Origin of the sequence: Stenotrophomonas sp. MYb238, from assembly GCF_009496535.1 — a bacterium.
Taxonomy (GTDB): Bacteria; Pseudomonadota; Gammaproteobacteria; order Xanthomonadales; family Xanthomonadaceae; genus Stenotrophomonas.
Genome location: NZ_WIDL01000003.1, coordinates 179555 through 205476 on the forward strand (window position 1 = coordinate 179555; position 25922 = coordinate 205476).

21 protein-coding genes are annotated in these 25922 nt (G+C 64.8%); 16 read left to right on the forward strand and 5 right to left on the reverse strand.

All coding sequences use genetic code 11. The annotated features are described in order from the left end of the window. Window positions 1-204: 204 nt before the first annotated feature. The 3 genes from CQ393_RS03480 to CQ393_RS03490 form a co-directional block, all read right to left on the reverse strand. Window positions 205-1413 (reverse strand): acetyl-CoA C-acyltransferase, encoded by a 1209-nt coding sequence (locus CQ393_RS03480; protein ID WP_153190232.1) that lies wholly within the window; start codon window positions 1411-1413, stop codon window positions 205-207. Window positions 1414-1492: 79 nt separating this feature from the next. Next, complete coding sequence (locus tag CQ393_RS03485) at window positions 1493-3865, reverse strand: 3-hydroxyacyl-CoA dehydrogenase/enoyl-CoA hydratase family protein (RefSeq protein ID WP_153190233.1); 2373 nt, start codon at window positions 3863-3865, stop codon at window positions 1493-1495. Window positions 3866-3896: 31 nt separating this feature from the next. Next, window positions 3897-4550, reverse strand: coding sequence for a TetR/AcrR family transcriptional regulator (locus tag CQ393_RS03490; protein WP_153190234.1), 654 nt, complete (start codon window positions 4548-4550; stop codon window positions 3897-3899). Between the two features lie 209 nt (window positions 4551-4759). Here CQ393_RS03490 and ndk point away from each other — a divergent pair, with 209 nt between their 5' ends. The 12 genes from ndk (at window position 4760) to CQ393_RS03550 (ending at window position 18585) form a co-directional block, all read left to right on the forward strand. After that, window positions 4760-5185: a nucleoside-diphosphate kinase gene (ndk, locus tag CQ393_RS03495; RefSeq protein ID WP_005409295.1), complete on the forward strand. Its 426-nt coding sequence runs from the start codon at window positions 4760-4762 to the stop codon at window positions 5183-5185. Window positions 5186-5208: 23 nt separating this feature from the next. Beyond that, a complete protein-coding gene (gene rlmN, locus CQ393_RS03500) occupies window positions 5209-6426 on the forward strand; it encodes a 23S rRNA (adenine(2503)-C(2))-methyltransferase RlmN (RefSeq protein WP_343199487.1) in 1218 nt (405 codons plus the stop codon). Between the two features lie 13 nt (window positions 6427-6439). After that, on the forward strand, window positions 6440-7213 hold the full coding sequence (gene pilW / locus CQ393_RS03505) for a type IV pilus biogenesis/stability protein PilW (protein WP_343199488.1): 774 nt from the start codon (window positions 6440-6442) through the stop codon (window positions 7211-7213). A gap of 24 nt (window positions 7214-7237) precedes the next feature. After that, entirely contained in the window at window positions 7238-8068 is an 831-nt protein-coding gene (locus tag CQ393_RS03510) for a RodZ domain-containing protein (RefSeq protein ID WP_153190236.1), read from the forward strand. 59 nt (window positions 8069-8127) lie between these two features. Next, complete coding sequence (locus tag CQ393_RS03515) at window positions 8128-8769, forward strand: tetratricopeptide repeat protein (RefSeq protein ID WP_153190237.1); 642 nt, start codon at window positions 8128-8130, stop codon at window positions 8767-8769. After that, the gene (gene bamB / locus CQ393_RS03520; RefSeq protein WP_153190238.1) at window positions 8769-9965 is read left to right on the forward strand and encodes an outer membrane protein assembly factor BamB; all 1197 of its coding nucleotides are present in this window, start codon (window positions 8769-8771) and stop codon (window positions 9963-9965) included. The genes CQ393_RS03515 and bamB overlap by 1 nt, the downstream gene beginning before the upstream one ends. A 12-nt stretch (window positions 9966-9977) precedes the next feature. Further along, complete coding sequence (der, locus tag CQ393_RS03525; protein WP_153190239.1) at window positions 9978-11378, forward strand: ribosome biogenesis GTPase Der; 1401 nt, start codon at window positions 9978-9980, stop codon at window positions 11376-11378. Window positions 11379-11621: 243 nt separating this feature from the next. Continuing rightward, window positions 11622-12761: a molybdopterin-synthase adenylyltransferase MoeB gene (moeB, locus tag CQ393_RS03530; protein ID WP_153190240.1), complete on the forward strand. Its 1140-nt coding sequence runs from the start codon at window positions 11622-11624 to the stop codon at window positions 12759-12761. A gap of 82 nt (window positions 12762-12843) precedes the next feature. After that, window positions 12844-13728 (forward strand): bifunctional methylenetetrahydrofolate dehydrogenase/methenyltetrahydrofolate cyclohydrolase FolD, encoded by an 885-nt coding sequence (gene folD / locus CQ393_RS03535; protein WP_153190241.1) that lies wholly within the window; start codon window positions 12844-12846, stop codon window positions 13726-13728. Window positions 13729-13878: 150 nt separating this feature from the next. Further along, the gene (gene guaB, locus CQ393_RS03540; RefSeq protein WP_153190242.1) at window positions 13879-15336 is read left to right on the forward strand and encodes an IMP dehydrogenase; all 1458 of its coding nucleotides are present in this window, start codon (window positions 13879-13881) and stop codon (window positions 15334-15336) included. A gap of 94 nt (window positions 15337-15430) precedes the next feature. After that, entirely contained in the window at window positions 15431-16996 is a 1566-nt protein-coding gene (gene guaA / locus CQ393_RS03545) for a glutamine-hydrolyzing GMP synthase (protein WP_153190243.1), read from the forward strand. 335 nt (window positions 16997-17331) lie between these two features. After that, entirely contained in the window at window positions 17332-18585 is a 1254-nt protein-coding gene (locus CQ393_RS03550; protein WP_153190244.1) for a tyrosine-type recombinase/integrase, read from the forward strand. 418 nt (window positions 18586-19003) lie between these two features. On the opposite strand, the gene CQ393_RS03555 is transcribed toward CQ393_RS03550, so the two are convergent. Together CQ393_RS03555 and CQ393_RS03560 are read right to left on the reverse strand one after the other, a co-directional pair. After that, window positions 19004-19660 carry a hypothetical protein gene (locus CQ393_RS03555; protein WP_153190245.1) on the reverse strand — a complete coding sequence of 219 codons (657 nt, stop codon included), beginning with the start codon at window positions 19658-19660 and terminating at the stop codon, window positions 19004-19006. Window positions 19661-20223: 563 nt separating this feature from the next. After that, the gene (locus CQ393_RS03560; protein WP_153190246.1) at window positions 20224-21261 is read right to left on the reverse strand and encodes a hypothetical protein; all 1038 of its coding nucleotides are present in this window, start codon (window positions 21259-21261) and stop codon (window positions 20224-20226) included. Window positions 21262-21685: 424 nt separating this feature from the next. Here CQ393_RS03560 and CQ393_RS18425 point away from each other — a divergent pair, with 424 nt between their 5' ends. From CQ393_RS18425 to CQ393_RS03580, 4 genes are all read left to right on the forward strand, one after another. Further along, window positions 21686-21880 carry a hypothetical protein gene (locus CQ393_RS18425; protein ID WP_153190247.1) on the forward strand — a complete coding sequence of 65 codons (195 nt, stop codon included), beginning with the start codon at window positions 21686-21688 and terminating at the stop codon, window positions 21878-21880. Between the two features lie 322 nt (window positions 21881-22202). Beyond that, complete coding sequence (locus tag CQ393_RS03570) at window positions 22203-23336, forward strand: hypothetical protein (RefSeq protein ID WP_194269573.1); 1134 nt, start codon at window positions 22203-22205, stop codon at window positions 23334-23336. A 209-nt stretch (window positions 23337-23545) separates the two neighbouring features. Then, the gene (locus tag CQ393_RS03575; protein WP_153190249.1) at window positions 23546-23710 is read left to right on the forward strand and encodes a hypothetical protein; all 165 of its coding nucleotides are present in this window, start codon (window positions 23546-23548) and stop codon (window positions 23708-23710) included. A gap of 57 nt (window positions 23711-23767) precedes the next feature. Further along, window positions 23768-25918: an AAA family ATPase gene (locus CQ393_RS03580; protein WP_228114240.1), complete on the forward strand. Its 2151-nt coding sequence runs from the start codon at window positions 23768-23770 to the stop codon at window positions 25916-25918. Window positions 25919-25922 lie beyond the last annotated feature (4 nt).

The following is a 25922-nucleotide window of genomic DNA, read 5'->3' on the forward strand; positions in this document are numbered from 1 at the left end:
CTGGGGGCGCGGACGGGAAGGGCGGAATCAAAGGCAAGAGCAAAAGCAAAAAAGGCAGCCTATGGCTGCCTTTTTTGCTTGTCGGGTCAGATCCCTTTGCGCGGCAAAGGGCTGTGACCCCGGCTTTTACTCTTGCCTTTGCTCACCCCTCAGCCACCCGGGCCCTTCAGCAAACCGACAGGTCCGCCGGCAACGCCTTGAACCTTACAGCGCCTCGAAAATGCCCGCCGCGCCCATGCCGGTGCCGATGCACATCGTCACCATGCCGTACTTCTGCTGGCGACGGCGCAGGCCGTGCAGCAGGGTCGCGGTACGGATCGCGCCGGTCGCGCCCAGCGGGTGGCCCAGAGCGATCGCGCCGCCCAGCGGGTTGACCTTGCCCGGGTCCAGGCCGCAATCGCGGATCACCGCCAGCGACTGCGCGGCGAAGGCTTCGTTGAGCTCGATCCAGTCCAGCTGGTCCTGGCTCAGGCCGGCCTGCTTCAGCGCCTTCGGGATCGCGGCGATCGGGCCGATGCCCATCACTTCCGGGCGCACACCGGCCACCGAGAAGCTGACGAAACGCGCCAGCGGGGTCAGGCCGTAATCCTTGACCGCCTGCTCGGAGGCCAGCAGCACGGCGCCGGCGCCATCGCTCATCTGCGAGGAGTTGCCGGCGGTGACGGTGCCGCCGAACTGGCCGTTGCGGAACACCGGGCGCAGCTTGGCCAGGCCTTCGAGCGAGGAATCCGGGCGCGGGCCTTCGTCGGTGTCGGCGATCTTGTTGCGGGTGATAATGCGCTGGCCATCGGCCAGGTCGGGCTGGTGCGAGACGATCTCGTACGGGCTGATCTCGTCCTTGAATTCGCCCGCCTGGATCGCGGCGATGGCCTTCTGGTGCGAGGCCAGGGCGAAGGCGTCCTGCTCCTCGCGCGACACCTTCCATTCCTCGGCCACCTTCTCGGCGGTGATGCCCATGCCGTAGGCGATGGCGACGTGGTCGTTGTCGAACACGCTCGGCGCCATCGCGATCTTGTTGCCCATCATCGGCACCATCGACATCGACTCGGTGCCACCGGCCAGCATCAGGTCGGCGTTGCCCAGGCGGATCGCGTCGGCGGCCTGCGCCACGGCCTGCAGGCCGGAGGAGCAGAAGCGGTTCACGGTCTGCGCGGCGATGGTGTTGGGCAGACCGGCCAGCAGCACGCCGATGCGCGCCACGTTCATGCCCTGCTCGGCTTCGGGCATGGCGCAGCCGATGATCGCGTCATCGATGCGGTTGACGTCCACGCCCGGGGCCTGGGCGACGACGCTGCGCAGCACGTGCGCAAGCATGTCGTCGGGGCGGGTGTTGCGGAACATGCCCTTGGGCGCCTTGCCGACCGGGGTACGGGTGGCGGCGACGATGTAGGCGTCCTGGATTTGCTTGGTCATTGCGGTGATCTCTTGAAAAGGGGAGTAGGCGGGAGCAGGGGAGCGCGGCGTACCGGTCGGCCGCCGCGCCGGCGCCCACTCAGTTCCGCAGCGGCTTGCCGGTCTTGAGCATGTGCGCGATGCGGGCCTGGGTCTTTTCCTGCTGGGCCAGTTCGACGAAGTGCTTGCGCTCCAGGGTCAGTAGCCACTCTTCGTCGACCACGGTGCCGCGGTCGACCTTGCCGCCGCACAGCACGGTGGCGATGCGCTCGGCGATCTCGTAGTCGTACGGGCTGATGAAGCGGCCTTCCAGCATGTTGACCAGCATCATCTTGAAGGTCGCGATGCCGACGTCGCCGGCCACCTGGATGCGGCGTGCCGGCAGCGGCGGGCGGTAACCGGCTTCGGCCAGCGCACGCGCTTCGGCCTTGGCGATGTACAGCGCCTCGTAGCTGTTGAACACCACCTTGTCGGTGCTGCGCAGCAGGCCCAGTTCCTTGGCGTTGACCGCCGAGTTGGACACCTTGGCCATCGCCACGGTCTCGAAGGTCTTCTTCAGTTCGGCGAACACGTCACCGCCCGGACCGGCGGCCTGCGAGGCGCGTACGGCCAGTTCCTTCAGGCCGCCACCGGCCGGCAGCAGGCCGACGCCGGCCTCGACCAGGCCGATGTAGCTTTCCAGGAAGGCCACGGTCTTGGCGCTGTGCATCTGGAACTCGCAGCCGCCGCCCAGGGCCAGGCCGCGTACGGCCGCAACCACCGGCACCAGCGAGTACTTGATGCGCTGGCTGGTGCGCTGGAAGTTGGCGACCATATCTTCGAACTGGTCGACCTTGCCGGCCTGCAGCAGGCCGAGCGCGCCGGCCAGATCGGCACCGGCGGAGAAGGGTTCCTTGTGCTGCCAGATCACCAAGCCCTGGAAGTCCTTCTCGGCGCGGCTCACGCATTCCTGCAGGCCATCGAGCACCTGGTCGGACACGGTATTCATCTTGGTCTTGAAGCTGACCACGGCGATGCCGTCGCCGTCGTGCCACATGCGCAGGCCGTCGTTCTCAAACACGGTCTCGCCCTGCGGGAACTGCTCGCCCAGCAGCGGGTCCGGGAAACGCTGGCGCTGGTACACCGGCAGCGACGAGCGCGGCAGCTTGGCGTTGCGCGACGGGCTGTAGCTGCCTTCGGCGGCATGCACGCCATCGCGGCCGTCGAACACCCAGTCCGGCAGCGGGGCGCTGCTCATGCTCTTGCCGGCGACGATGTCGTCGGCGATCCACTGTGCGACCTGCTTCCAGCCAGCAGCCTGCCAGGTTTCGAACGGGCCCAGCGACCAGCCGTAGCCCCAGCGAATGGCCAGGTCGACGTCGCGTGCGGTCTCGGCGATGTCGGCCAGGTGGTAGGCGCTGTAGTGGAACAGGTCGCGGAAGGTTGCCCACAGGAACTGCGCCTGCGGGTGCTGGCTCTCGCGCAGCTTGGCGAACTTCTCGGCCGGGTTCTTGATCTTCAGGATCTCGACCACTTCCGGTGCCGCAGTGCGGTCAGCCGGACGGTAGTCCTGCTTCTCCAGGTCCAGCACGACGATGTCCTTGCCGACCTTGCGGAAGATGCCGGCGCCGGTCTTCTGGCCCAGCGCGCCCTTGGCGATCAGCGCGTCCAGCCACTTCGGCGACTTGAAGTAGTCATGCCACGGGTCGTTGGGCAGGGTGTCGCCCATGGTTTTGATGACGTGGGCCATGGTGTCCAGGCCGACCACGTCGGAAGTGCGGTAGGTGGCCGACTTCGGGCGACCGACCAGCGGGCCGGTCAGGCCATCGACTTCATCGAAGCCCAGGCCGAACTGCTGGGTGTGGTGGATGGTCGACAGGATCGAGAACACGCCGATGCGGTTGCCGATGAAGTTCGGGGTGTCCTTGGCGTACACCACGCCCTTGCCGAGGGTGGTGGTCAGGAAGGTTTCCAGCCCCTCCAGCACCGCCTTGTCGGTGGTGGTGGCCGGGATCAACTCGGCCAGATGCATGTAGCGCGGCGGGTTGAAGAAGTGCACGCCGCAGAAGCGGTGGCGCAGCTGCTCGGGCAGCACGTCGGCCAGCTTGTTGATGCCCAGGCCCGAGGTGTTGGAGGCCAGCACGGCGTGGTCGGCCACGAACGGGGCGATCTTCTTGTAGAGATCCTGCTTCCAGTCCATGCGCTCGGCGATGGCCTCGATGATCAGGTCGCAGTCCTTCAGCTGCTCCAGGCCCGACTCGTAGTTGGCCGGGGTGATGGCCTCGGCCAGCGACTTGCTGGCCAGCGGCGCCGGGCTCAGCTTGCCCAGGTTGGCGATCGCCTTGAGCACGATGCCGTCGGCCGGACCTTCCTTGGCGGGCAGGTCGAACAGCACGGTATCGATGCCGGCATTGGTGAGGTGGGCGGCGATCTGTGCGCCCATGACGCCGGCACCCAGCACGGCGGCGCGGCGGATCAGCAGGGAATTGGACATGGTGGTGGGCCTTTGTTGGTACCGGGTGGAATCAGGGGGAGGAGGGCGGGGTCGCGCCATGTGCGCTGGCGCGGAACCCGGCTTCGGCGAAATGGATCAGCTCGTAGGCGGCCTTGCTGCGGTGGGCGGCTTCGCTGATGCCGTGCGGGCGCTTGATCAGGCCGAAGTCGGCCATCGCGTAGGTCAGCGCGCCGGCGAGGAAGTCCAGCCGCCAGTACAGCTCTTCCTTGCTCAGGCCCGGCACGCAGGTGCCGATGGCCTTGCCGAACTCGCGCAGCACGTGGCCGTAGTGGTCGGACAGGAACTTGCGCAGGTTGTCGTTCTTCTCGGCATAGGCGCGGGCGATCACCCGCACGAAGGCGCCGCCGCTCTGCCGGTCCTGGGCCATGGCCAGCGCCGGCTCGACGAAGGCGGCCAGCACCGCGCGCAGCTCGCCCGGGTGGGCGATGCGGGCCTGTTCCAGCTGGTTCAGGCGGGCGGCGGTCATCTCGTCCATGCGCCGGCGGAACACCTCGTTGACCAGGTTTTCCTTGGAACCGAAGTGGTAGTTGACCGCGGCGATGTTGACGTCGGCGTGGCTGGTCACCTGCCGCAGCGAAGTGCCGGCGAAGCCGTACTGCGCGAACAGTTCCTCGGCGGCGCCGAGGATGCGGTCCTTGGTGGAGAAGCTGGCGGGTTTGCCCATGGCGATGAAGTCAATCAAACGATTGTTTGGATGCTACGCCCGGCGGACGGGTCGGGTCATGCTGCTGTGCAACATCGTTCATCTGCCGCTGTGCAAAGGCGCCGGCCAACCGTTAGAATTGGCCACCGCAATTCAGGCTAAGCCCGCGTCCGCACGCGGGTTTTTTCATGTACCCTCGGGCCGACCGGCCCAAAACCCGGAGAATTTCCATGGCGCTGGAGCGCACTCTTTCCATCATCAAGCCCGATGCCGTCGCCAAGAACGTGATCGGCGAGATCTACGCCCGCTTCGAGAAGGCCGGCCTGAAGGTCGTGGCCGCCAAGTACAAGCAGCTCTCGCGCCGCGAAGCCGAAGGTTTCTACGCCGTGCACCGCGAGCGTCCGTTCTTCAACGCGCTGGTGGAGTTCATGATCTCCGGCCCGGTGATGATCCAGGCCCTGGAAGGCGAGAACGCCGTGCTGGCCCACCGCGACCTGCTGGGCGCCACCAACCCCAAGGAAGCCGCGCCGGGCACCATCCGCGCCGACTTCGCCGAGTCCATCGATGCCAACGCCGCCCACGGCTCGGACTCGGTCGAGAACGCCGCGATCGAAATCGCTTACTTCTTCGCCGCCACCGAAGTGGTCTCGCGCTGAGCAGTACGTAGAAGGTTGAAGCCGTGAACGAGGTCGTACAGTCCCCCGCCATCCAGCCGTTGCCCAAACCGGCGCCCACGGCTGGCAAGCAGAACCTGCTCGACCTCGATCGCGCGGGCCTGGAAACGTTCTTCGTCGAGACCCTTGGCGAGCAGAAGTTCCGCGCCCACCAGGTGATGAAGTGGATCCACCATCGCTACGTCACCGATTTCGACCAGATGACCGACCTCGGCAAGTCGCTGCGCGCCAAGCTGCAGCAGCATGCCGAGGTCGTCGTCCCGAACATCGTGTTCGACAAGCCCTCCGCCGACGGCACCCACAAGTGGTTGCTGGCGATGGGCGTGGATGGCAGGAACGCCATCGAGACCGTCTACATTCCCGACAAGACCCGCGGCACGCTGTGCGTGTCCTCGCAGGTCGGCTGCGGCCTGAACTGTACCTTCTGTTCGACCGCCACCCAGGGCTTCAACCGCAACCTGACCACCGCCGAGATCATCGGCCAGGTGTGGGTCGCGGCGCGCCACCTGGGCAACGTGCCGCACCAGATGCGCCGCCTCACCAACGTGGTGATGATGGGCATGGGCGAGCCGCTGATGAATTTCGACAACGTCGTGCGCGCGATGAGCATCATGCGCGACGACCTGGGCTACGGCCTGGCCAACAAGCGCGTGACCCTGTCCACTTCGGGCCTGGTGCCGCAGATCGACCGGCTTTCGGTCGAGAGCGACGTGTCGCTGGCGGTGTCGCTGCATGCGCCCAACGACGAGCTGCGCGAGACGCTGGTGCCACTCAACAGGAAATACCCGATCGCCGAGTTGATGGCGTCCTGCGCGCGCTACCTGCGCGGCAACAAGAAACGCGATTCGGTGACGTTCGAATACACCTTGATGAAGGGCATCAACGACCAGCCCGAGCACGCCCGCCAGCTGGCGCGGCTGATGCGCCAGTTCGACAACGCGGTGCAGGCCAAGGACTCGGGCAAGGTCAACCTGATTCCGTTCAATCCGTTCCCGGGCACGCGCTACGAGCGCTCGGACGAGGAGCAGATCCGCGCCTTCCAGAAGATCCTGCTCGACGCGCAGGTGCTGACCATGGTGCGGCGTACCCGCGGCGACGACATCGATGCGGCCTGCGGCCAGCTCAAGGGGCAAGTGATGGACCGCACCCGCCGCCAGGCCGAGTTCAACCGCCTGCTGCAGGCCCAGGATGCGCTCCAGGCGCAGCGGGACACGCTTGCCTGAGCGCCTGCCCGTCGTGCTGCTGGCCGCGCTGCTGCTCGCCGGCTGCGGCGGGCACGGCATCAAGGCGACCCAGGTGCGGTGGGACCAGCAGGCGTCGCAGCAGGTGGACGTGCGCGATGGCCGGCAGGCGCGCAGGCACCAGCGCTACCAGGAGATCGTGCGGCTGGCGGGCGACAGGTACGGCCGCGGCCAATTGGATGAAGCCTTCGGCTACGCCCGTTCGGCGCAGAAGCTCGATCCGGCCAATCCGGCGGCCTATACGCTGCAGGCGGTGATCGAGGGCCGGCGCGGCAGGCAGGAGGCCGCGGGCGAGCTTTATCGCCGGGCCGCGGAGCTGGCGCCGCGTCAGGGGGACGTGCTGAACAACTACGGCGCCTGGCTCTGCGCCAATGGGCATCCGGCCGAAGCGCTGGTCTGGTTCGACCGTGCATTGGCCGATGCCGCTTACGAGCCCAGGGCCGACGCACTGGCCAATGCCGGCGGTTGCGCGCTGGATGCCGGCCAGCGCGAGCGCGCCGCCCAGGACCTGCGGCAGGCGCTGGAACTGGCGCCCGACAACGCCTATGCGCTGGAGTCGATGGCGCGCAGCGAGTTCCTGCAGGGCCGTTATTTCGAGGCGCGGGCCTTCTACCAGCGGCGCCTCGCGGCTGCGCCTGCCACGCTTTCCGTGTTACAACTTGCCATTCAGATTGAAGAACGGCTGGGCGACAGGAGTGCCGTCAGCCGATACCAGCAGCGGTTGCGCGAGGAATTTCCTGCAGGCGCGACCCCGAATTCCCAGGGCTGATGCATTGTGAGCAATGATCCGGGTATGAACGCTTTAGAGGGGGCGGTGGGCTGCGGGGAGCGGCTTCGCCAGGCGCGTGAAGCGGCCGGTCTGTCGCTGGCGGAGGTCGCCGGGCGGCTGCACATGCCGGTGCAGGTGGTCGCCGCGCTGGAAGAAGAACGATGGGAGCGGCTTGGCGCGCCGGTGTTCGTGCGCGGGCAGTTGCGCAGCTATGCGCGCCTGCTCGGCGTGGACCTGGGCGAGCTCCTGCAGCAGGCGCGGATCGCGCCGGTCGAACCGCCCAAGCTGGTCAGTCATACCCATACCCCGCGCGTGCGCCGGGTGGCCGAAAGCCTCGGCCGCCGGGCGGTCTACGTCGTGATCACCGCGGTGCTGGCGGTACCGGTCTGGTACGCGTTCCAGAGCAAGTTCGGCGTTGCGCCCCCCAGCACGGCGTCGCTGGACGTCGTGCCGGACGCGGCGTCGGTGGCCGCGGCGCAGCGGGCGGACGAACCCGCTACGCGCCCGGCGACCGAGCGTGCGCCCTACATCGCATCGATGACGCCGCTCGCGCGGCAGGCCGCCGAACCGCAGGCGTCCGCGGCATCCGCGGGCCTGACCCTGGATTTCCGCGGCGACAGCTGGGTGGAAGTTTCGGCTCCGGATGGCTCCATCGTCGAGAAGGCCCTGGTCCGGGCCGGCGAGAAGCGCAGTTATGCGGCCGGTCAGGTGGCGCGCATGAAAGTAGGCAACGCCTCGGAGGTGGACTTCCAGCAAGGCGGTGGAAGCGTCGACCTTGCGCCGTATACCAGCGGTAATAATGTGGCCCGCTTTACGGTATCCTCTGACGGCTCCGTGGCGCCCGTTTCGCACTGAAACGAGCGCAGATCAAAACAACAAGGCTCCCCCGGCAGGGATTGGAGCGAGAGTTACGCATGGCGATTGACGACCTGCTCGACGAGCATGAACAAGGCGAACGTGTCCGCACCTGGCTGCGCCAGAACGGCGCTGGAATCATTGGCGGGATAATCCTGGCGCTGGCGGTGATCGGTGGCTGGAAGTGGTGGCAGAACGAACAGGTGGGCAAGCTGGCCGCGGCCAACAGCCGCTATGACGCCGTCTCCCGCAGCCTGCAGTCCAAGAACCTGGACGAGGCAGTCAAGGAAGTGGCTGCGCTGGAAGGCAGCAAGGCCGGCATCTACGCCGACCTGGCGGCGCTGGAACTGGCCAAGGCCCAGGTCGAGGCGGGCAAGAACGAGGATGCGATCAAGACCCTGCGCGGGTTGAAGGTCGAAGGCGAGTTCAAGACCCTGATCGACCAGCGCATCGCCCGGCTGCTGATCGAGACCGGCAAGCCCGCCGACGCGCTGGCGCTGCTCGGCAACGCCGACGACAGCGCGGGCCTGGAGATCCGTGGCGACGCCATGGTGGCGCAGGACAAGCGCGAACAGGCGCGCGACCTGTATACGCAGTCGCTGGCCAAGCTCGACGTGGCCGCTCCGCAGCGTCGCCTGCTGGAAATCAAGCTGATGGACGCCGGCGGTACCGTCGCCGATCCCGCGGCGGAGAAGATCTGATGAAGCTCAAGCATGTTGCGGGCATCGCGCTGGTCGCGGTGGCGCTGAGTGGTTGCTCGACGGTGAAGGGCTGGTTCGCCGGCAAGGACGCCGAAGCCAAGAAGGCGCTGGAACCGGCCGAGCTGGTCAAGTTCGAGCCCACGGTCAAGGTCAGCAGGATCTGGTCGGCGAACGTCGGCAAGGGCGAAGGCCGGATCGGCGTGCGCCAGGCGCCGGTCGTGGCCGACGGCCGCGTCTATGCGGCGGCGGTGCAGGGGGGCGTGCACGCGCTCGACCTGCAGACCGGCAAGCAGATCTGGGAATACGAGCCGGCCAAGGAAAAGAAGAAGGCCAAGCTGCGCCTGTCCGGTGGCCCGGGCGTGGGCGAGGGCCTGGTCGTGATCGGCACGCTGGACGGCCAGGTGATCGCGCTCGACGCGGCCGACGGCAGCGAGAAATGGCGTGCGCGGGTGCCGGGCGAGGTGATCGCGGCGCCCGCCGTGGCGCAGGGCCTGGTATTCGTGCGCAGCAACGACGGCCGCACCACCGCGCTGGATGCCGGCAGCGGCGAGCGCCGCTGGTTCAACTCGCAGGAACTGCCCATGCTGACCGTGCGCGGCAACGCGCCGGTGGTGGCGGGTCCGGGTGTGCTGTTCATCGGCAACGACGACGGCACGCTGAGCGCGCTGGCGATGCAGGACGGCCGTCCGCTGTGGGAGCAGACCATCGGCACCCCGGAAGGCCGCACCGAGCTGGAGCGCATGGCCGACGTGGATGGCGCCCCGGTGCTGGAAGGCAACAACCTGTACGTGACCAGCTTCAAGAACGAGACCATGGCCATCGAAGGCCCGAGCGGACGTCCGCTGTGGTCGCGCGACCATGGCGGCGGCGGTGGCCTGGCGGTGTCCTCGGGCAACGTCGTGGTGACCGACGGCAAGGGCACGGTCTTCGGCCTGGACAAGACCTCCGGGTCGGCGATGTGGTCGCAGCAGGCGCTGGCACGGCGTTCGGTGACCGGTCCGGCGATCCAGGGCGACTATGTCGTGGTCGGTGACTACAAGGGTTACCTGCATTGGCTGCATCTGGGCGACGGCGCCCTGGCGGCCCGCGAAAAAAGCGGGCGCGACCGGGTGATCGCGCAACCCATCGTCGCCGACGGCGTCCTGCTGGTGCAGAACGTGGACGGCAAGCTGACCGCCTGGCGGTTGGCGAATTAAGGAGTCCAAGCGATGCTGCCTTTGGTCGCCCTGGTTGGACGGCCGAATGTCGGCAAGTCGACCATCTTCAATGCCTTGACGCGTACGCGTGACGCCCTGGTCCACGACCAGCCCGGCGTCACCCGCGACCGCAACTATGGCGTCTGCCGGCTCGACGAGGACAATCCGTTCCTGGTCGTCGATACCGGCGGTATCGACGAAGAGGAAGAAGGCCTGGCCGGCGCCACCGCGCGCCAGGCCCGCGCCGCCGCCGCCGAGGCGGACCTGATCCTGTTCGTGGTCGATGCCCGCGACGGCACCTCGGCGCTGGACGACGAGATCCTGTCCTGGCTGCGCAAGCTGTCGCGTCCCACGCTGCTGCTGATCAACAAGATCGACGGCACCGACGAGGACGCGGTGCGCTCGGAGTTCGCCCGCTACGGTTTCGGCGAGATGCTCACGGTCTCGGCCGCGCACCGCCAGGGGCTGGACGACCTGCTGGCGGAAGTGCTCGAGCGCCTGCCGGAAGAAGGCACGACCGAAACCCTGGACAACGATCCGGCGCGTGTGCGCATCGCCTTCGTCGGCCGACCCAACGTCGGCAAGTCCACGCTGGTGAACCGCCTGCTGGGCGAGGAGCGCATGATCGCTTCCGACGTGCCCGGTACCACCCGCGATTCGATCTCCGTGGACTTGGAGCGCGACGGGCGCCTGTATCGCCTGATCGACACCGCCGGCCTGCGCCGCAAGTCGCGCGTGGACGAGGTGGTCGAGAAGTTCTCGGTGGTCAAGACGCTGCGCTCGATCGAGGAATGCCAGGTCGCGGTGCTGATGCTCGATGCCAGCGAAGGCGTCACCGACCAGGACGCCAGCGTGCTCGGCGCCGTGCTCGATGCCGGTCGCGCGCTGGTGATCGCGATCAACAAGTGGGACGGGCTCACCGACTACCAGCGCGAGCAGGCCGAGACCCTGCTGTCGCTCAAGCTCGGTTTCGTGCCCTGGGCCGAGGTGGTGCGCATTTCCGCCAAGCACGGCTCGGGCCTGCGCGAGCTGTTCCGCGCGGTGCATCGCGCGCACGCTTCGGCCACGCACGAGTTCAGCACCAGCGAAGTGAACAAGGCGCTGGAAATCGCCTACGAGAGCAATCCCCCGCCGAGCATCCGCGGCCATGTCTCCAAGCTGCGCTACGTGCACCCGGGCGGCAGCAACCCGCCGACCTTCATCGTGCACGGCACGCGCCTGAAGGAACTGCCGGATTCGTACAAGCGCTACCTGGAGAATTTCTTCCGCAAGCGCTTCAAGCTGGTGGGCACGCCGGTGACCTTCCTGTTCCGCGAGGGCGCCAACCCCTACGAGGGCAAGAAGAACGTGCTGACCGAACGCCAGGTCAAGGCGAAGCGGCGCCTGATGAAGCATGTGAAAGGCCGGAAGTGATCATGCAGGGGCGGCCGCAAGGCCGCCCTTTTTGTCTGCGGCTGTCCCTACGTAGGCTGCCTTTCGGGCCTTTACCGCGTTTGGGCGCCATTTCAGGCCGGCGCTTCGCCACGCGCGTGAATGTTGCCGCGCCACCTCGTAACGCCGCGTTGTCGCTGTCAAAACCGCTTCTGGCGGTTTCTGTGCCTTGCGGACAGCGGGATGAATCGGGCCCACAGGGAAGGCATGGCCGATAATCCCGCCATGAGCATCCGCGAACTGACCCCGGAACAGGCCCGCGTCCGCCAACTGGCCGGCGCGGTGTTGATCGACGTGCGCGAGGCGCACGAACGCGCCGCTGGCATGGCCGAAGGTGCGCGGGGCGCGGCCTCGGGCGAACTGCTGGCCGATCCGGCGCTGTTCCTGCCGCTGCCGGAGCAGGAGATCATTTTGCTGTGCCAGAGCGGCAGGCGTTCGGCCGATGCGGCCGTGGCACTGTCGGCTGCCGGCTATGCCGATGTGGCTTCGGTCGCGGGTGGAACGCTGGCGTGGCGGGCGGCGGGATTGCCGCTGGTGCAGCCCGAACTCGATGCCGGCGAGCGCGACTTCCTTGACCGGTATTCGCGGCACCTGTTGCTGCCGCAGGTGGGCGAGGCCGGACAGCGGCGCCTGCAGCGCTCGCGGGTGCTGCTCGTCGGCGCCGGCGGGCTGGGCGCGCCGGCGGCGTTCTACCTGGCCGCGGCGGGGGTAGGGCGGCTGCGCATCGTCGACGACGACGTGGTGGAACGCAGCAACCTGCACCGGCAGATCATCCATACCGATGCCGGAATCGGCACGGCCAAGGTGGAGTCGGCGCGCGCGCGCCTGCTCGCGCTCAATCCGCACATCGAGGTGGAGGCGATCGCGCAGCGGGTGACGTCAGGCAATGTCGATGCGTTGATGCAAGACGTGGACGTGGTGCTGGATGGTTCGGACAACTTCCCGCTGCGCTACCTGCTCAACGATGCCTGCATCAAGCACGCCAGGCCGCTGGTATATGCGGCGATAGAGCGTTTCAACGGCCAGGTGGCCGTGTTCGATGCTGGCCGCCGGCGCGGCCAGGTGCCCTGCTACCGCTGCCTGTTCCCCGAACCGCCGCCGCCGGAATTCGCGCCCAACTGCGCCGAGGCCGGCGTGCTCGGCGTGCTGCCGGGACTGGCCGGGGTGATGCAGGCCGCCGAGGCGCTCAAGCTGCTGCTGGACATCGGCCAGCCGCTGGCCGGACGCCTGCTGCGCTTCGACGCGCTGGGCATGCGCTTCCGCGAGAGCGGCGTGCATCCCGATCCCGATTGCCCGGTCTGCGCGCCGGGCCGCGCGTTCCCGGGCTACATCGACTACGCCGCGTTCTGCGCCCATCGCGGTTGATCGCCGCTGCCGGGCGCGCCGGCGGGATGTCGCGCCGCGCCGAATCGGGGACAATAGCCGGCCCGTTCCCGCCCCCACGCCCATGACCCTGCCTGCCGATGCCTCCGCGGCGACCTCCCGCATCCTCGACGGCCGCCGTATCGCCGAAGAGCTGCTCGACGACCTGAAGCTGCGCGTGGACGCGCGCCTCGCGGCCGGCCGTCCGCGGCCTGGGCTGGCGGTGGTGCTGGTCGGCGGCGACCCGGCCTCGGCGGTGTACGTGCGCAACAAGCGCCGCGCCGCGGAGAAGGTCGGCATCGAGGCGTTCGACCACGACCTGCCGGCGGGCACCACCGAAGCGCAGCTGCTGGACCTGATCGACCGGCTCAACGCCGACCCGAAGATCCACGGCATCCTGATCCAGCTGCCGCTGCCGGGCATCCCCGACGCCAACCGGCTGATCCAGCGCATCGATCCGCGCAAGGACGTGGACGGCTTCCACCCGCAGAACGTGGGGCACCTGGCGCTGCGCGAATTCGGCCTGCGCCCGTGCACGCCGCGCGGCATCATCACCCTGCTGTCGCATACCGACCAGCCGGTGCGCGGCCGCAACGCCACCATCGTCGGGGTCAGCAACCACGTAGGCCGGCCGATGGGGCTGGAACTGCTGATCGCCGGCTGCACCGTCACCAGCTGCCACAAGTTCACCCCGCGCGACGAACTGGAGCGGGCGGTGCGCAACGCCGACATCCTGGTGGTGGCGGTGGGCATCCCGCAGCTGATCCCGGGCGAGTGGGTCAAGCCGGGCGCGGTGGTGATCGACGTCGGCATCAACCGCCTGGACGATGGCCGCCTGGTCGGCGACGTCGGCTTCGAGGCGGCGTCCCGCCACGCCAGCTGGATTACCCCGGTACCGGGCGGCGTCGGCCCGATGACGGTGGCCACGCTGATGCAGAACACCATCGAGGCGGCCGAAGCGGCGGACTGAGCCGGTCCGGGGCCGCGCCGGCTGCGACCGGCACCCTCTGCGGAGCCCTGAACGGCGCGCGCCGGCGCGACACTGCATCGCACCGGCCCCCTGCCATCGGCGCCCGAACAAGGGTAAAATGACGCGCTTCCCCACATCTCGGGTATGCCGATGCTGCGCATCCAGGCTGAAGCACTGACCTACGACGACGTCTCGCTCGTCCCCGCCCATTCCATCGTCCTGCCGCAGGATGTCGACCTCGGCACCCGGCTGACCCGCGACCTGCGGCTGAAACTGCCGATCGTCTCGGCGGCCATGGATACCGTCACCGAATCGCGCCTGGCCATCGCCATGGCCCAGCTTGGCGGCATCGGCATCATCCACAAGAACCTGCCGCTGGAGCAGCAGGCCGCCGAAGTGGCCAAGGTCAAGAAATTCGAGTCCGGCGTGATCCGCGACCCGATCACCGTCGGCCCCGAGACCACCATCCGCGACGTGCTGGCGCTGACCCGCTCGCACAACATCTCCGGCGTGCCGGTGGTGGGCAGCGACGGCCTGCTGGCCGGCATCGTCACCCATCGCGACATGCGCTTCGAGACCGAGCTGGACGACCCGGTCCGCCACATCATGACCAAGAAGGACCGCCTGGTCACGGTGAAGGAAGGCGCCGCCTCGGACGAGGTGCTGTCGCTGCTGCACAAGAACCGCATCGAGAAGGTGCTGGTGGTCAACGACGCGTTCGAACTGCGCGGCCTGATCACCGTCAAGGACATCCAGAAGAAGAGCGACAACCCGAACGCCGCCAAGGACGCCGCCACGCGCCTGCTGGTCGGTGCCGCGGTGGGCGTCGGTGGCGACACCGAGCGTCGCGTCGAGGCGCTGGTCGCCGCCGGCGTGGACGTGCTGGTGGTGGACACCGCGCATGGCCATTCGCAGGGCGTGCTGGACCGCGTGCGTTGGGTGAAGAAGACCTTCCCGAACGTGCAGGTGGTCGGCGGCAACATCTGCACCGGCGAAGCAGCACTGGCGCTGCTGGATTCCGGCGCCGATGCGGTCAAGGTCGGCATCGGCCCGGGCTCGATCTGCACCACCCGTGTGGTCGCCGGTGTCGGCGTGCCGCAGGTGACCGCCATCGACCTGGTCGCCGAAGCGCTGCAGGACCGCATCCCGCTGATCGCCGACGGTGGCATCCGCTACTCCGGTGACATCGGCAAGGCACTGGCCGCCGGCGCGTCGACGGTGATGATCGGTGGCCTGCTGGCCGGTACCGAGGAATCACCGGGCGAGACCGAACTGTTCCAGGGACGCTCCTACAAGAGCTACCGCGGCATGGGCTCGCTGGCCGCGATGGAGAAGGGGTCCAAGGACCGCTACTTCCAGGACGCCGCCACCGCCGACAAGCTGGTGCCGGAAGGCATCGAAGGCCGCGTGCCGTACCGTGGCCCGGTCGGCGGCATCATCCACCAGTTGATTGGTGGCCTGCGCGCGACCATGGGCTACGTCGGTTGCGCCACCATCGAGGACATGCGCACCCAGCCCAAGTTCGTGAAGATCAGCGGCGCCGGCCAGCGTGAGAGCCACGTCCACGACGTGCAGATCACCAAGGAACCGCCGAACTACCGCGCCTGACGCGGCAGCGGGCAAAGAGGAACGTGGACGTGTCCCGTTCCTCTTTCTCTATGTGTTCCCCGATTTTCGTTTTCACCGATTCGTCCCGGCAGCCATGACCAACATCCACAACGACAAGATCCTCATCCTCGATTTCGGCGCCCAGTACACCCAGCTGATCGCGCGCCGCATCCGCGAGTTCGGCGTATACTGCGAAATCTGGGCGTGGGACCACGATCCGGCCGAGATCGCCGCGTTCGGCGCCAAGGGCATCATCCTGTCCGGCGGCCCGGAATCGACCACCGAGCCGGGCTGCCCGGCCGCGCCGCAGGAAGTGTTCGACAGCGGCCTGCCGCTGCTGGGCATCTGCTACGGCCTGCAGACCATGGCCAAGCAGCTGGGCGGCGGCACCGAGGCGGCCGACCAGCGCGAGTTCGGCCACGCCGAGGTGAAGCTGCTGGGCAACGACGGCCTGCTGGGCGGCCTGTCCGACCACGACGGCGAGCCGCGCCTGGACGTGTGGATGAGCCATGGCGACCATGTCACCCACGTGCCGCCGGGCTTCGCCATCACCGCCGTGACCGACCGCATCCCGGTGGCCGCGATGGCCAACGAGGACAAGCGCTGGTACGGCGTGCAGTTCCACCCCGAAGTGACCCACACCAAACAGGGCGCGGCGCTGCTCAAGCGTTTCGTCACCGGGATCTGCGGCTGCGCCACGCTGTGGACCGCGGCCAACATCATCGACGACCAGATCGCGCGCGTGCGCGAGCAGGTCGGCAGCGACGAGGTGATCCTCGGCCTGTCCGGCGGCGTCGATTCGTCGGTGGTCGCCGCGCTGCTGCACAAGGCCATCGGCGCGCAGCTGACCTGCGTGTTCGTCGATACCGGCCTGCTGCGTTGGCAGGAAGGCGACCAGGTCATGCAGATGATGGCCGACAACATGGGCGTGAAAGTGGTGCGCGTGAACGCCGCCGACCGCTATTTCAAGGCGCTCGAAGGCGTCAGCGACCCGGAAGCCAAGCGCAAGATCATCGGCAACCTGTTCGTGGAGATCTTCGACGAGGAGTCGAACAAGCTAGGCAACGCCAGGTGGTTGGCGCAGGGCACGATCTACCCGGACGTGATCGAGTCGGCCGGCAGCAAGACCGGCAAGGCGCACGTCATCAAGAGCCACCACAACGTTGGCGGCCTGCCCGAAGACATGAAGCTCAAGCTGGTCGAGCCGCTGCGCGAGCTGTTCAAGGACGAAGTGCGCCGCCTCGGCGTCGAACTCGGCCTGCCGCGCGCCATGGTCTACCGCCATCCGTTCCCCGGTCCGGGCCTGGGCGTGCGCATCCTGGGCGAAGTCAAGCGCGAGTACGCCGAGCTGCTGGCCAGGGCCGATGCCATCTTCATCGAGGAACTGCGCGCGGCCGACCTGTACGACAAGACCTCGCAGGCCTTCGCCGTGTTCCTGCCGGTCAAGTCGGTGGGCGTGGTCGGCGACGCGCGCGCCTACGAGTGGGTGATCGCGTTGCGCGCGGTGGAGACCATCGACTTCATGACCGCGCACTGGGCGCACCTGCCGTACGACTTCCTCGGCCGCGTGTCCAACCGCATCATCAACGAACTGCGCGGCGTCTCACGCGTGGTCTACGACATCTCCGGCAAGCCGCCGGCGACGATCGAGTGGGAATAGAATCTCAAATTTTCCAATAAAAATCAAACACTTGCGATATCGTATTGGACAATTGATTGATCGCTGGTTTTTCGTAAGTGTTTGATGTTTTGAGCTTTTATTTCTGCGGTTTCGTGCCAGATGTAGAGCAAGGAACTGGATTTAACGGTATCTGTAACGGTATCAATGAATCTCGTCTGGCTGCGCTGAAGTTGGCGGTGATTCCATCATCTCGGCAATACCGTCAGGAACGGTAGAAATTTGATCCCAAAACCACGATTTCATGAGGGTTTCGGGCATCTGCATGGTTCGCGATTGGTGACGGCAATTGGTCGTCTAAATCAAGAGAACAATGCATGCTCACAGACCTCGCACTTCGGAATCTCAAGCCTCGTTCGACCCTCTACAAGGTCACAGATCGCGATGGCATGTATGTGGCCGTCTCACCGACGGGATCCATTTCTTTTCGATACGACTACAGCATCAATGGCAGACGCGAGACGCTAACCATCGGTCGCTATGGTTTTGGTGGCATCTCGCTCGCTGTAGCTCGGGAAAAGCTGCTTCATGCCAGACGGTTGGTGAATGAAGGCACTTCACCGGCACTGCAGAAGCAGCGGGAGAAAGCTCGTGGCCCCGAGACCAAGACATTCAGTGATCACGCAACCCATTGGCTTTATGGTGCCTCCATGGCTGCTTCGACGCGTTCAATGCGCAAGAGCGTCTTGGAGCGCGACATCCTGCCGAATTTTAGAAAGCGTCTTTTGAGCGAGGTTCGTGCAGAGGATCTGCGTGCGCTGTGCATGCGGGTGAAGGGGCGAGGGGCGCCAGCGACGGCGCTTCACGTACGCGATATCGTCAAACAGATCTATGGCTATGCCAGCCTGCATGGGGAGAGAGTTGCAAATCCGGCCGATGAGGTAGGCGTGGCCTCTATCGCCACGTTTGTCCCGAAAGATCGGACGTTGTCTCCGGCTGAAATCCATTTGATGCATCGACAGCTGGATATTGTGTCGACTTATCCTGCTATCCGGCTCGCATTGCGTTTAATTTTGCTGACGCTTGTGCGCAAGAGCGAATTGATTGAAGCGACCTGGGATGAGGTCGATTTCGAAGCCGCGGTATGGACGATTCCAAAGGCAAGAATGAAGGGAAGAAGGTCGCACAATGTATATCTGTCCTCCCAAACACTCGATATCATGATCGAGTTGCGCACATATGCTGCCGGATCAAGGTATGTATTACCCTCACGCTATGACGCGGATCGATGCATATCGAGAGCTACGCTTAATCGCGTCACGCGACTAATTTCTGAGTACGCGAAGAGTGCAGGACTTCCATTGGAGCCATTCACAGTTCATGACCTTAGACGGACCGGCTCCACGTTACTCAGCGAGGCAGGTTTTAGCAGTGATTGGATCGAGAAGTGCCTTGCACATGAAAGCGGACGGTCTTCGCGATCAATCTACAACAAGGCAGAGTACGCCGAAGGGCGCCGTCATATGCTCCAGGAGTGGGCCAACATGGTCGACGCGTGGAGGGGCGGCGAAACATACACTCCGACGATGCATGCGGCGAGGATGACAACCGTTGATCGGTCGATGCAGTAATTTTCTTGGTGTTGACGCGTAAGAGCGATCGCTCGGCCAATTTTAGCTGGCTGATCGTCGCCTACAATGCGCCAGTGCTGATGTGTAAGCTGGCGCCTTGTTTTGCTTGATGTCCTGAGTTCTCGCGTCAAACGTTGCGAATACGCAGGCGTTTCGAGATCAGGAACGTACTGGGCCCTCCCAAGGGGCCGGCAGCGCCTGTCGGATTGGGGCCTACCCAAGCACTACCGACAGTAGGCTATGCCAAGGCACGTGGGTGCCGCCGACGATAACAACGGCAACGAGGACGCGGCGAACGTCGCGCGAAATCAATGCCCGCAGTCTTGCTCCATCGTCTCGGAACGCACAGTAAGGGGCTGCAGCCCAACGCGCGGCACTACCCGCAAGGCTAGTGGAAGATCCCTTCGAGGACGGCATGTCAGTTCGCCTCCTGGCGTGCGCCGGGCTTCTGGTGGCGCGACTTTTTCTTCTTGGGAGTGCCGGTGCCGGGCTTGGTGCCTTTCCCGCTTTCATTGTCACCGGCCTCCTCTCGCAGACGCTCGAGCTTTTTCTGGAACTCATTGATATCGCGAAGGGCGCCGATGTCCGCCAGGCGATCCTCGAAGCGATCTGCCAGATGCTCCTGCAGCTTCTTCTGCTTCTTAAGCTCCGCTAGGACGATGTTTGGATTCAGAAGCAGCACGTAGTGGAACTCTCCGCTGGTCCCCTTCTTCGTGCGAATGAACCCCAGTTCCCTGAGCCGCTTCATCCGGCGGCGCCACGTATCGCTTGCACGCTGTCCGATGAAGCCGGCTTCGGCAGCGAAAGTCGTCGGCGATTCGATGACCAGCAGAGGGTGATCGGGCGCGCGAGCCCAGAGGCAGAAGAGGGTATGCCCGCCTGGATTTCCTTTCGACAGGGCGTCGATCGCCTGCATGGCGATTGGGAGCGTGCGAGGAATGGAGGAATAGCCGTCGTTGGTCTTCCGGTGCCAGAGCGGTTCCCGTTCATAGTCGGGAAAGTGTTTTTCCATTTGCTGGCGGGCGCGATCGGCCATTTTCGGGCGCTTGGCCTGCAATTGTTTCACCGTCGACATGGATTCGATCCTTGATGGGGCTGCCATCCATTAGACGCCACCGGCGGCTTTTTTCACACCAGTGAGTTAGCACAAAATCGCCGTATCTCACGCAAATTTTGAGATCATCTGGAACGGGAGATTGGAAATTTTCTGTGCGAAATACAGGAATGAGTTAGCACAATTTCGCTGACTTTGTTGGGAAAATATCATATTAATCAGTGATTTGTCCGCAAGGGGCGGTGATCCCGTGCTCTGAGTGCTCCGTGTGCTCAGTGTCCTCATGTGCTCCCGGGGGAAGGTCACTAGGAAGGGGGGACGGGCCGACACCATAGTCCGTGGTCGTGGCTCACAGCCGGCTGTCGGGAGGCTTCCCATTGGAGTCCCAGACACAAATGGAGCGCTGGTGTCAGATCCACCATGTCGGAGCCTGACGCGACCACGGCGCTGCTGAGCAAGACAACGCATCGACATTCCTGGGGCAGTGCCTCCAACGCAGACGGCAGCCGTCGCGCGAACTGCCGGGCATCGCTCATCACCCGCATGCGTTCTTCTTCGGTTTGTGCCTCTCCGATGGGGCGCCATCACCACAGGTACCAGGCGAGGCCCAGGACGAGACCGAGGCCGATAGGCAGGATCCAAGACGCCAGCAACCAGTCTCGCTGTTCGCGCAATTTCAAGGCTGTCGACTGGATCTTGCTCAGTTCCTGGCTCACGCGATCCAGTTCCTGGTTCTGCTTGGCCAGAGCGGATGCATGTCCAACCGCGGCATCTTGAGCGGCCTGCAGCCGTGAGGACAGACGCTGGGTTTCTACGGCCGATGCCTGCAACTGCTCCCGGGACCCTGCCAGCAGCTCCTTTTGCTTTGCGATCTCGCTCTTCAGCGATGTGATCTCGCGGCGTTGATTCCGTATCTCGGCCTGCAGGTACGCATTCGAGCTGGGATTGCTGAGGATCACCCCCTTGAGGAAGCCGCGCTCGCCTTCGAGGATCTTCTTGATCCGTTGCCGATAGTGTTCTTCCTTCGCGTCGCTGGTTTCGTCTTCCGAGATGGTGTAGACGAAGCATTCGGGAATCTCCACCTCGATGACCGGAAGTCCCAGTTCCCGAAGTTCATCTTGTTTCTTGGCATCGACCGCGTGGGTATGGCAAATTTCCAAGTACAGCCGGTTTTCCCATTTCAATGCGAGGCCGGTGTCATCCTCAAATTCCATGTAGACATCCGCCCGGAACGGCGCCGCATCCGAGCGCGGGACGATTTTCTCCTGTTCCGCTTTCCTGATTCGAATGGGAACGTCCATCCAGTGCCTCTGGGTTCCCGAGGTGGTTACATACAGGGAGAGCTTGGTGCATTCCAGTCGCTCCAGTGCCTCCTTGAACAGGAGGTGGCTCAGCGATTCGCCATCGGAAGCGGAATCGTTGCTTCCGCCTTCGATGTAAGCGAAGAAGCCGTTCCCTTTTAGAATGTGCTTAACGGGACGGCGCTGTCCCACACGATGCGTACTGAAGAAACGTTGGCCGGTTGGCTGGCGGTTGTAGTCGCGGCATCGGATCTTGCTGATGGCCTCCGCCGTTACCATCTGGTTGCCGAACTCCGAGGTATATGCTCGCGTTTTGGTCATTGGCGTTCTTGTCAGGTCGATGTGGAAGGGGCCTCCAGCCTAGATGCCTTCGGTCTCGCCAGCTGAGTTGGAAGTTCTTGGGCTGACCGCGAAGAGCTCTTTACTCGCCGACGATGCCAAGCCTGTGAGCACGCTGCACTGTGAGCTATGGGCCTGCTTGTTTGGTTGAAGGTGACTAACAGGCCTCACGTGGTGGATGCCCACAAGCGTGCGTGCCGGGTACGGCCTTTGCCGATACTTGGGCAAGGGCGGCAGCCTCCTAGGTGTCAGCGTGGTGACCCAAGTCCGGGCGGGTTGAAGGACGTCGCTGGAGGGCGGCTGGCCGGGGTGCCCAAAAGAAGAGCGCCGGTCCGAAGACGCGGCGCTCGCCAGAAATAGCAGGCCCGCTGGCCTAGAGAACGGGCATTGTGGACGGCATGGGCGGGTGGAGGCCATCGACCTCCTGGTGCTCGGCCTGCCGGTCTCGGCGCTTGGGGGCACGCGCGGCCAGGTCGAGAAGCTGGCGGAGGGAACCCATGAGGTCGGCAACGGGAAGAAGGTGGTCGTTCGCAAGGTGCTGGTGGTTGCACAGCCGCAAGGCGCGCTGGTCCAGTACGCAGGCATGGCTCTAGTATCGTGAGGGGTGTAGCTATCCCGTATGGCACGCGATGCATGTACATTGAAGCAGCTCTTGAGGGGGACGGCCGGGGGTGAAATGACAAGCTCGGAAGCGCGAAATGACAAGGCATCGGATGTTGCCTCTTTCGTATTCCTGTTGATTGGGATCACCCTTGTTCTGGTTGCCGGATACTTCCTTTTCTCAAATCTTTGGAGTACCAGAAAGCTCATGCGCGAGAAGGGGGCTACGGCCTGTTGGTGGTAGTTCAAAGAGGCAGCTTCTTGAGGTCACAAATGTGCTTTAGATCCTTGATCTTTGCCTATAATCCCTACCAAGTTTATGGTTGGCATTCGAAGGTGCTGTCTCCGGCTTGAAGTTTGTGAGCTTCCCCTCCACGATGAAATCGGACGCAAGGTCGGTCAGTCGTTTGAGCAAGATTTGCGAAAATACGGCAGGTCCTCAGAGCGCGGGCTACATCCTGCAGCTAGATCGTGCCCTTCATCATCTCGCTACTGCAACCTCCATAGAGGACGTTATTGCGGTTGAGCATTTCGACGATGTTGCTGTACTACGGGATGGAAAGCTGATTATTGCGGAACAGGACAAGAACACCTCCAATCCGTCGTCGAAAGTCTTGAACGATCGTAGCAGGGCGCTCTGGCGAACACTGCAGATATGGCTCCAGCTTCGGGAGATGGATGAGGGTAGGGACTGCAATCGTCATCTCCTCTTCGTCAACCAATGGGTGGCGACCCCGCTCGCAACACTTCTTCGAGATCGCGTAGCCAACGCCACGCCGACTCTAGATATCGTCGCCGCGCTGCGCACGAAGGGTGCAAAGCCCGGCAAGGCGAAAATCGACATCCTCATTGCGGACGTGCTGACCCGCGATGACACCACTCTGTCGAAGCTGATTGAAGCGATCGAGATTGTTGGAGCTGATGAGCCAGCCACGATCCGAGCGACTCTGGCGAACGGATTGGCGCTCCATCCCCAGGCGGACACCGATGCCATCATCGACGGTCTGCTCGGATGGCTTACAACCAAGGTCCGGACAGACTGGTCCGAAGGACGTCCTGCTCTTATCTCTCGTCGCGAGATACTGGTACAAAGTCACGCGCTTCAGGACATGCAGAAGAAGAGCCGCTTTCTGCCGCGAGCATCCGGTGACGTTCCCGTCTCTGTCCACGACCGTGAACTAGCCCTCGCCCGCAATTTTGTAGGGCATCTTGGCCGCATTTCAGCCGAGCAAGAAGACATCGTCCAGGCCGTCGACCACTTTCTGAAATTCAGTATAGAAAAGCATCGTCTGGTGAAGGGGGGCGATGTTCCGCTCGCTGAGTGGGAAAATCGATCAAGCCGACTACAGGAGCGCTGGCGGAATATCATGCGTCGGCGGTCGCGTGAGATGGTTTCGGCAAGTTCATCCCAGATCGGCTTGGCCGTGCTGGCTGAAACTACATATGAGTGGGAGTGATCCTGGCGCTGCAGATGCTTGGGTCCGAACGCGCCTGAATCCGGCAATGCACAACGCCCCGCCAGGGGCGTTGTTTTTTCGAGCTATGGTTGCCGGTACTGGCCTGCCGAGCGCAAGCTTGTCGATATTGGCTACGCGGATCTACCTTTTCCTTTCGAAGAACATGCCCCGCCTCGCTGGAGATACGAAAGACGTGGAATCTGGAGGAATTGCTGGGCTACGTCTCCACCTTGTCGGCGGTGCGCAGCGTGCGCGAGGCAGGGTACGAAGGCATCCTGCATGACTTCGCCGCCGATATGGCGGCGCTGTGGGGTGACGCCGCACAGCGCCGCGAGGTGCGTTGGCCGATCAACATGCGCTTGGGGACCTTGTAGCCGGCACACGTTGCCGATAGCGTGATGCCGGTGTCGGTGGAGCGAGTGAAAGGGGATATGGACGAAGCATCTGAACGCATCCGCACGATGCTGGAACGGGCATCGTGGCTGGCCGGGTCATCGCCGCCTGCCGATGACCATGTGCCATCCGGCACTACGCCGGAGGCCGCGGCGGCGAAGCTGGTGCGTCGCCTGCAGACCCCCACTACCAGCAGCGGCAGGATCTGGCGCTGGGCGGTGGAGAACCCGCGAGCGAGCGTGGAGGACGCGCGCCGGGCGCTGCCGGATGAAAATGGAGGCATCAATCGGCCCGAAGGCAGCCAGGTGCAGCAGGAGTTTCATGCTTGCAGGCGGGCGCAGCGGCTGGTGCAGGGAGGCGCCACGGCGCTACCTCCGCTCTGGAAGCTCTCGCATGGTTCGGCCGATTTCAGCGGCTTGGAGCGCGAGCAGTATTTGCAGCGGGGGCTGGCAGTCATGCACGCCAACACCGGCAAAGGCCAGGGCGAGGCCTTCGTTGAGGCGCCGCTGGGCAGCGTGTTCTTCCTGTGTCATGGCAACGAACGCATCGTGCTGCTAGGCCAGTTCACTTCGGCCGCCGAGCCCTGCGCCAAGGGCGAAGGCTGGTTGCAGCGGCATTACCGGGTGTTGCAGCCGGCCATCCGACAGGACTCCTATTCCGCAGAGCGACGCGGCTGGACGCCGAACTACAACTCCACCTTCAAGCAGGTGCCGGCGGCCGAGCTGACCGATTGCGAGGGCTTGCTGCTTGCGCCTTTCTTCGGGCTGGGTCTGGTCGGGCTTGCGGAACTGGCGAAGGGAAATGCAAACGTGACGATGACATCGAACGATCAGCAGGTGGCCGGCACCGCGCCGCTCAACCGCATCTATTACGGGCCACCGGGAACGGGAAAAACCTGGCGGGTTTCGAGGCTGTTGAAGGAGCGCTTCACGCAATCGCAGGCCAGTGCCGCCGAGCTTCGCGAACAACTCATCGCCGAACGCATTGCGCCGTTGACCCGCTGGGAAGGGCTGGTGGCCGCGCTGTACCAGCTGGGCGGCAGCGCCTCGGTCACCGCATTGGCCGAACATCCGTTCATCACCGCCATCGCGGCGGCCAAAGGGCAGTCGCAGAGCCGGAACGCGCGCCAATATCTGTGGGGCGCATTGCAGGCGCATACCGTGGACGATTCGATCACGGTGAAATTCGGGCGGCGCAATGCGCCGGGCGTATTCGACAAGGACGAAAATTCGATCTGGCATCTTGCCGGCGACTGGCATGAATCCTGCGCCGACATCATCGACACCGTGGATGCGTTGCAGGCCGGCAGGGTGGCCGGCGAGGAAATCCAGCGCTACAGCTTCGTCACCTTCCACCAGTCCTATGGCTACGAGGAGTTTGTCGAAGGCTTGCGCCCGATGCTGGACGAGGAGGCCGAAGGCGGGCAGGTGCGCTACGAAATCCGCCCCGGCGCGTTCAAGAAGCTGTGCGAGCGGGCGCGGCGCGAGCCGCAGCACCGTTTCGCGATGGTCATCGACGAGATCAACCGCGGCAACATCAGCAAGATATTCGGCGAACTCATCACCCTGATCGAGGCCGACAAGCGCGAGGGCGCGGCCAATGCGCTGTCGGTGCTGCTGCCGTATTCGGGCGAGCCGTTCAGCGTGCCGCGCAACGTGGACATCATCGGCACGATGAACACCGCCGACCGTTCGCTGGCGCTGCTGGACACCGCACTGCGCCGACGCTTCGAGTTCGTGCCGGTACCGCCCGACCTTGCGCCGTTGCAGGACTTGCGCGTCGGCGAGATCGACGTCGCGCGCATGCTGGCGGCCATCAACCGCCGCATCGAAAGCCTGTACGACCGCGACCATGCCATCGGCCATGCCTTCTTCACCGGCCTGCGCGACGTGGCGGAAGGCCCGGCGCGTTTTGCCGCGCTGAAGGCGGTGTTCCGCAGCCGCATCCTGCCGCTGCTGGAGGAATATTTCTTCGAGGACTGGAACAAGATCCGCCTGATACTGGCCGACAACCAGAAGCCGGAGGGCGTGCGGTTCGTGGTGCAGGCCGATGCGGATGGCGCGCTGGAGCAGTTGTTCGGCGACGACCACGGCCTGGACGAACATGGCGTCAACCCGCGCCATGAACTGGACATGCAGGCGTTCGAGCGGCCCGAATCCTACGTCTGTATCTATTCGACCTTGGCGTGATGCC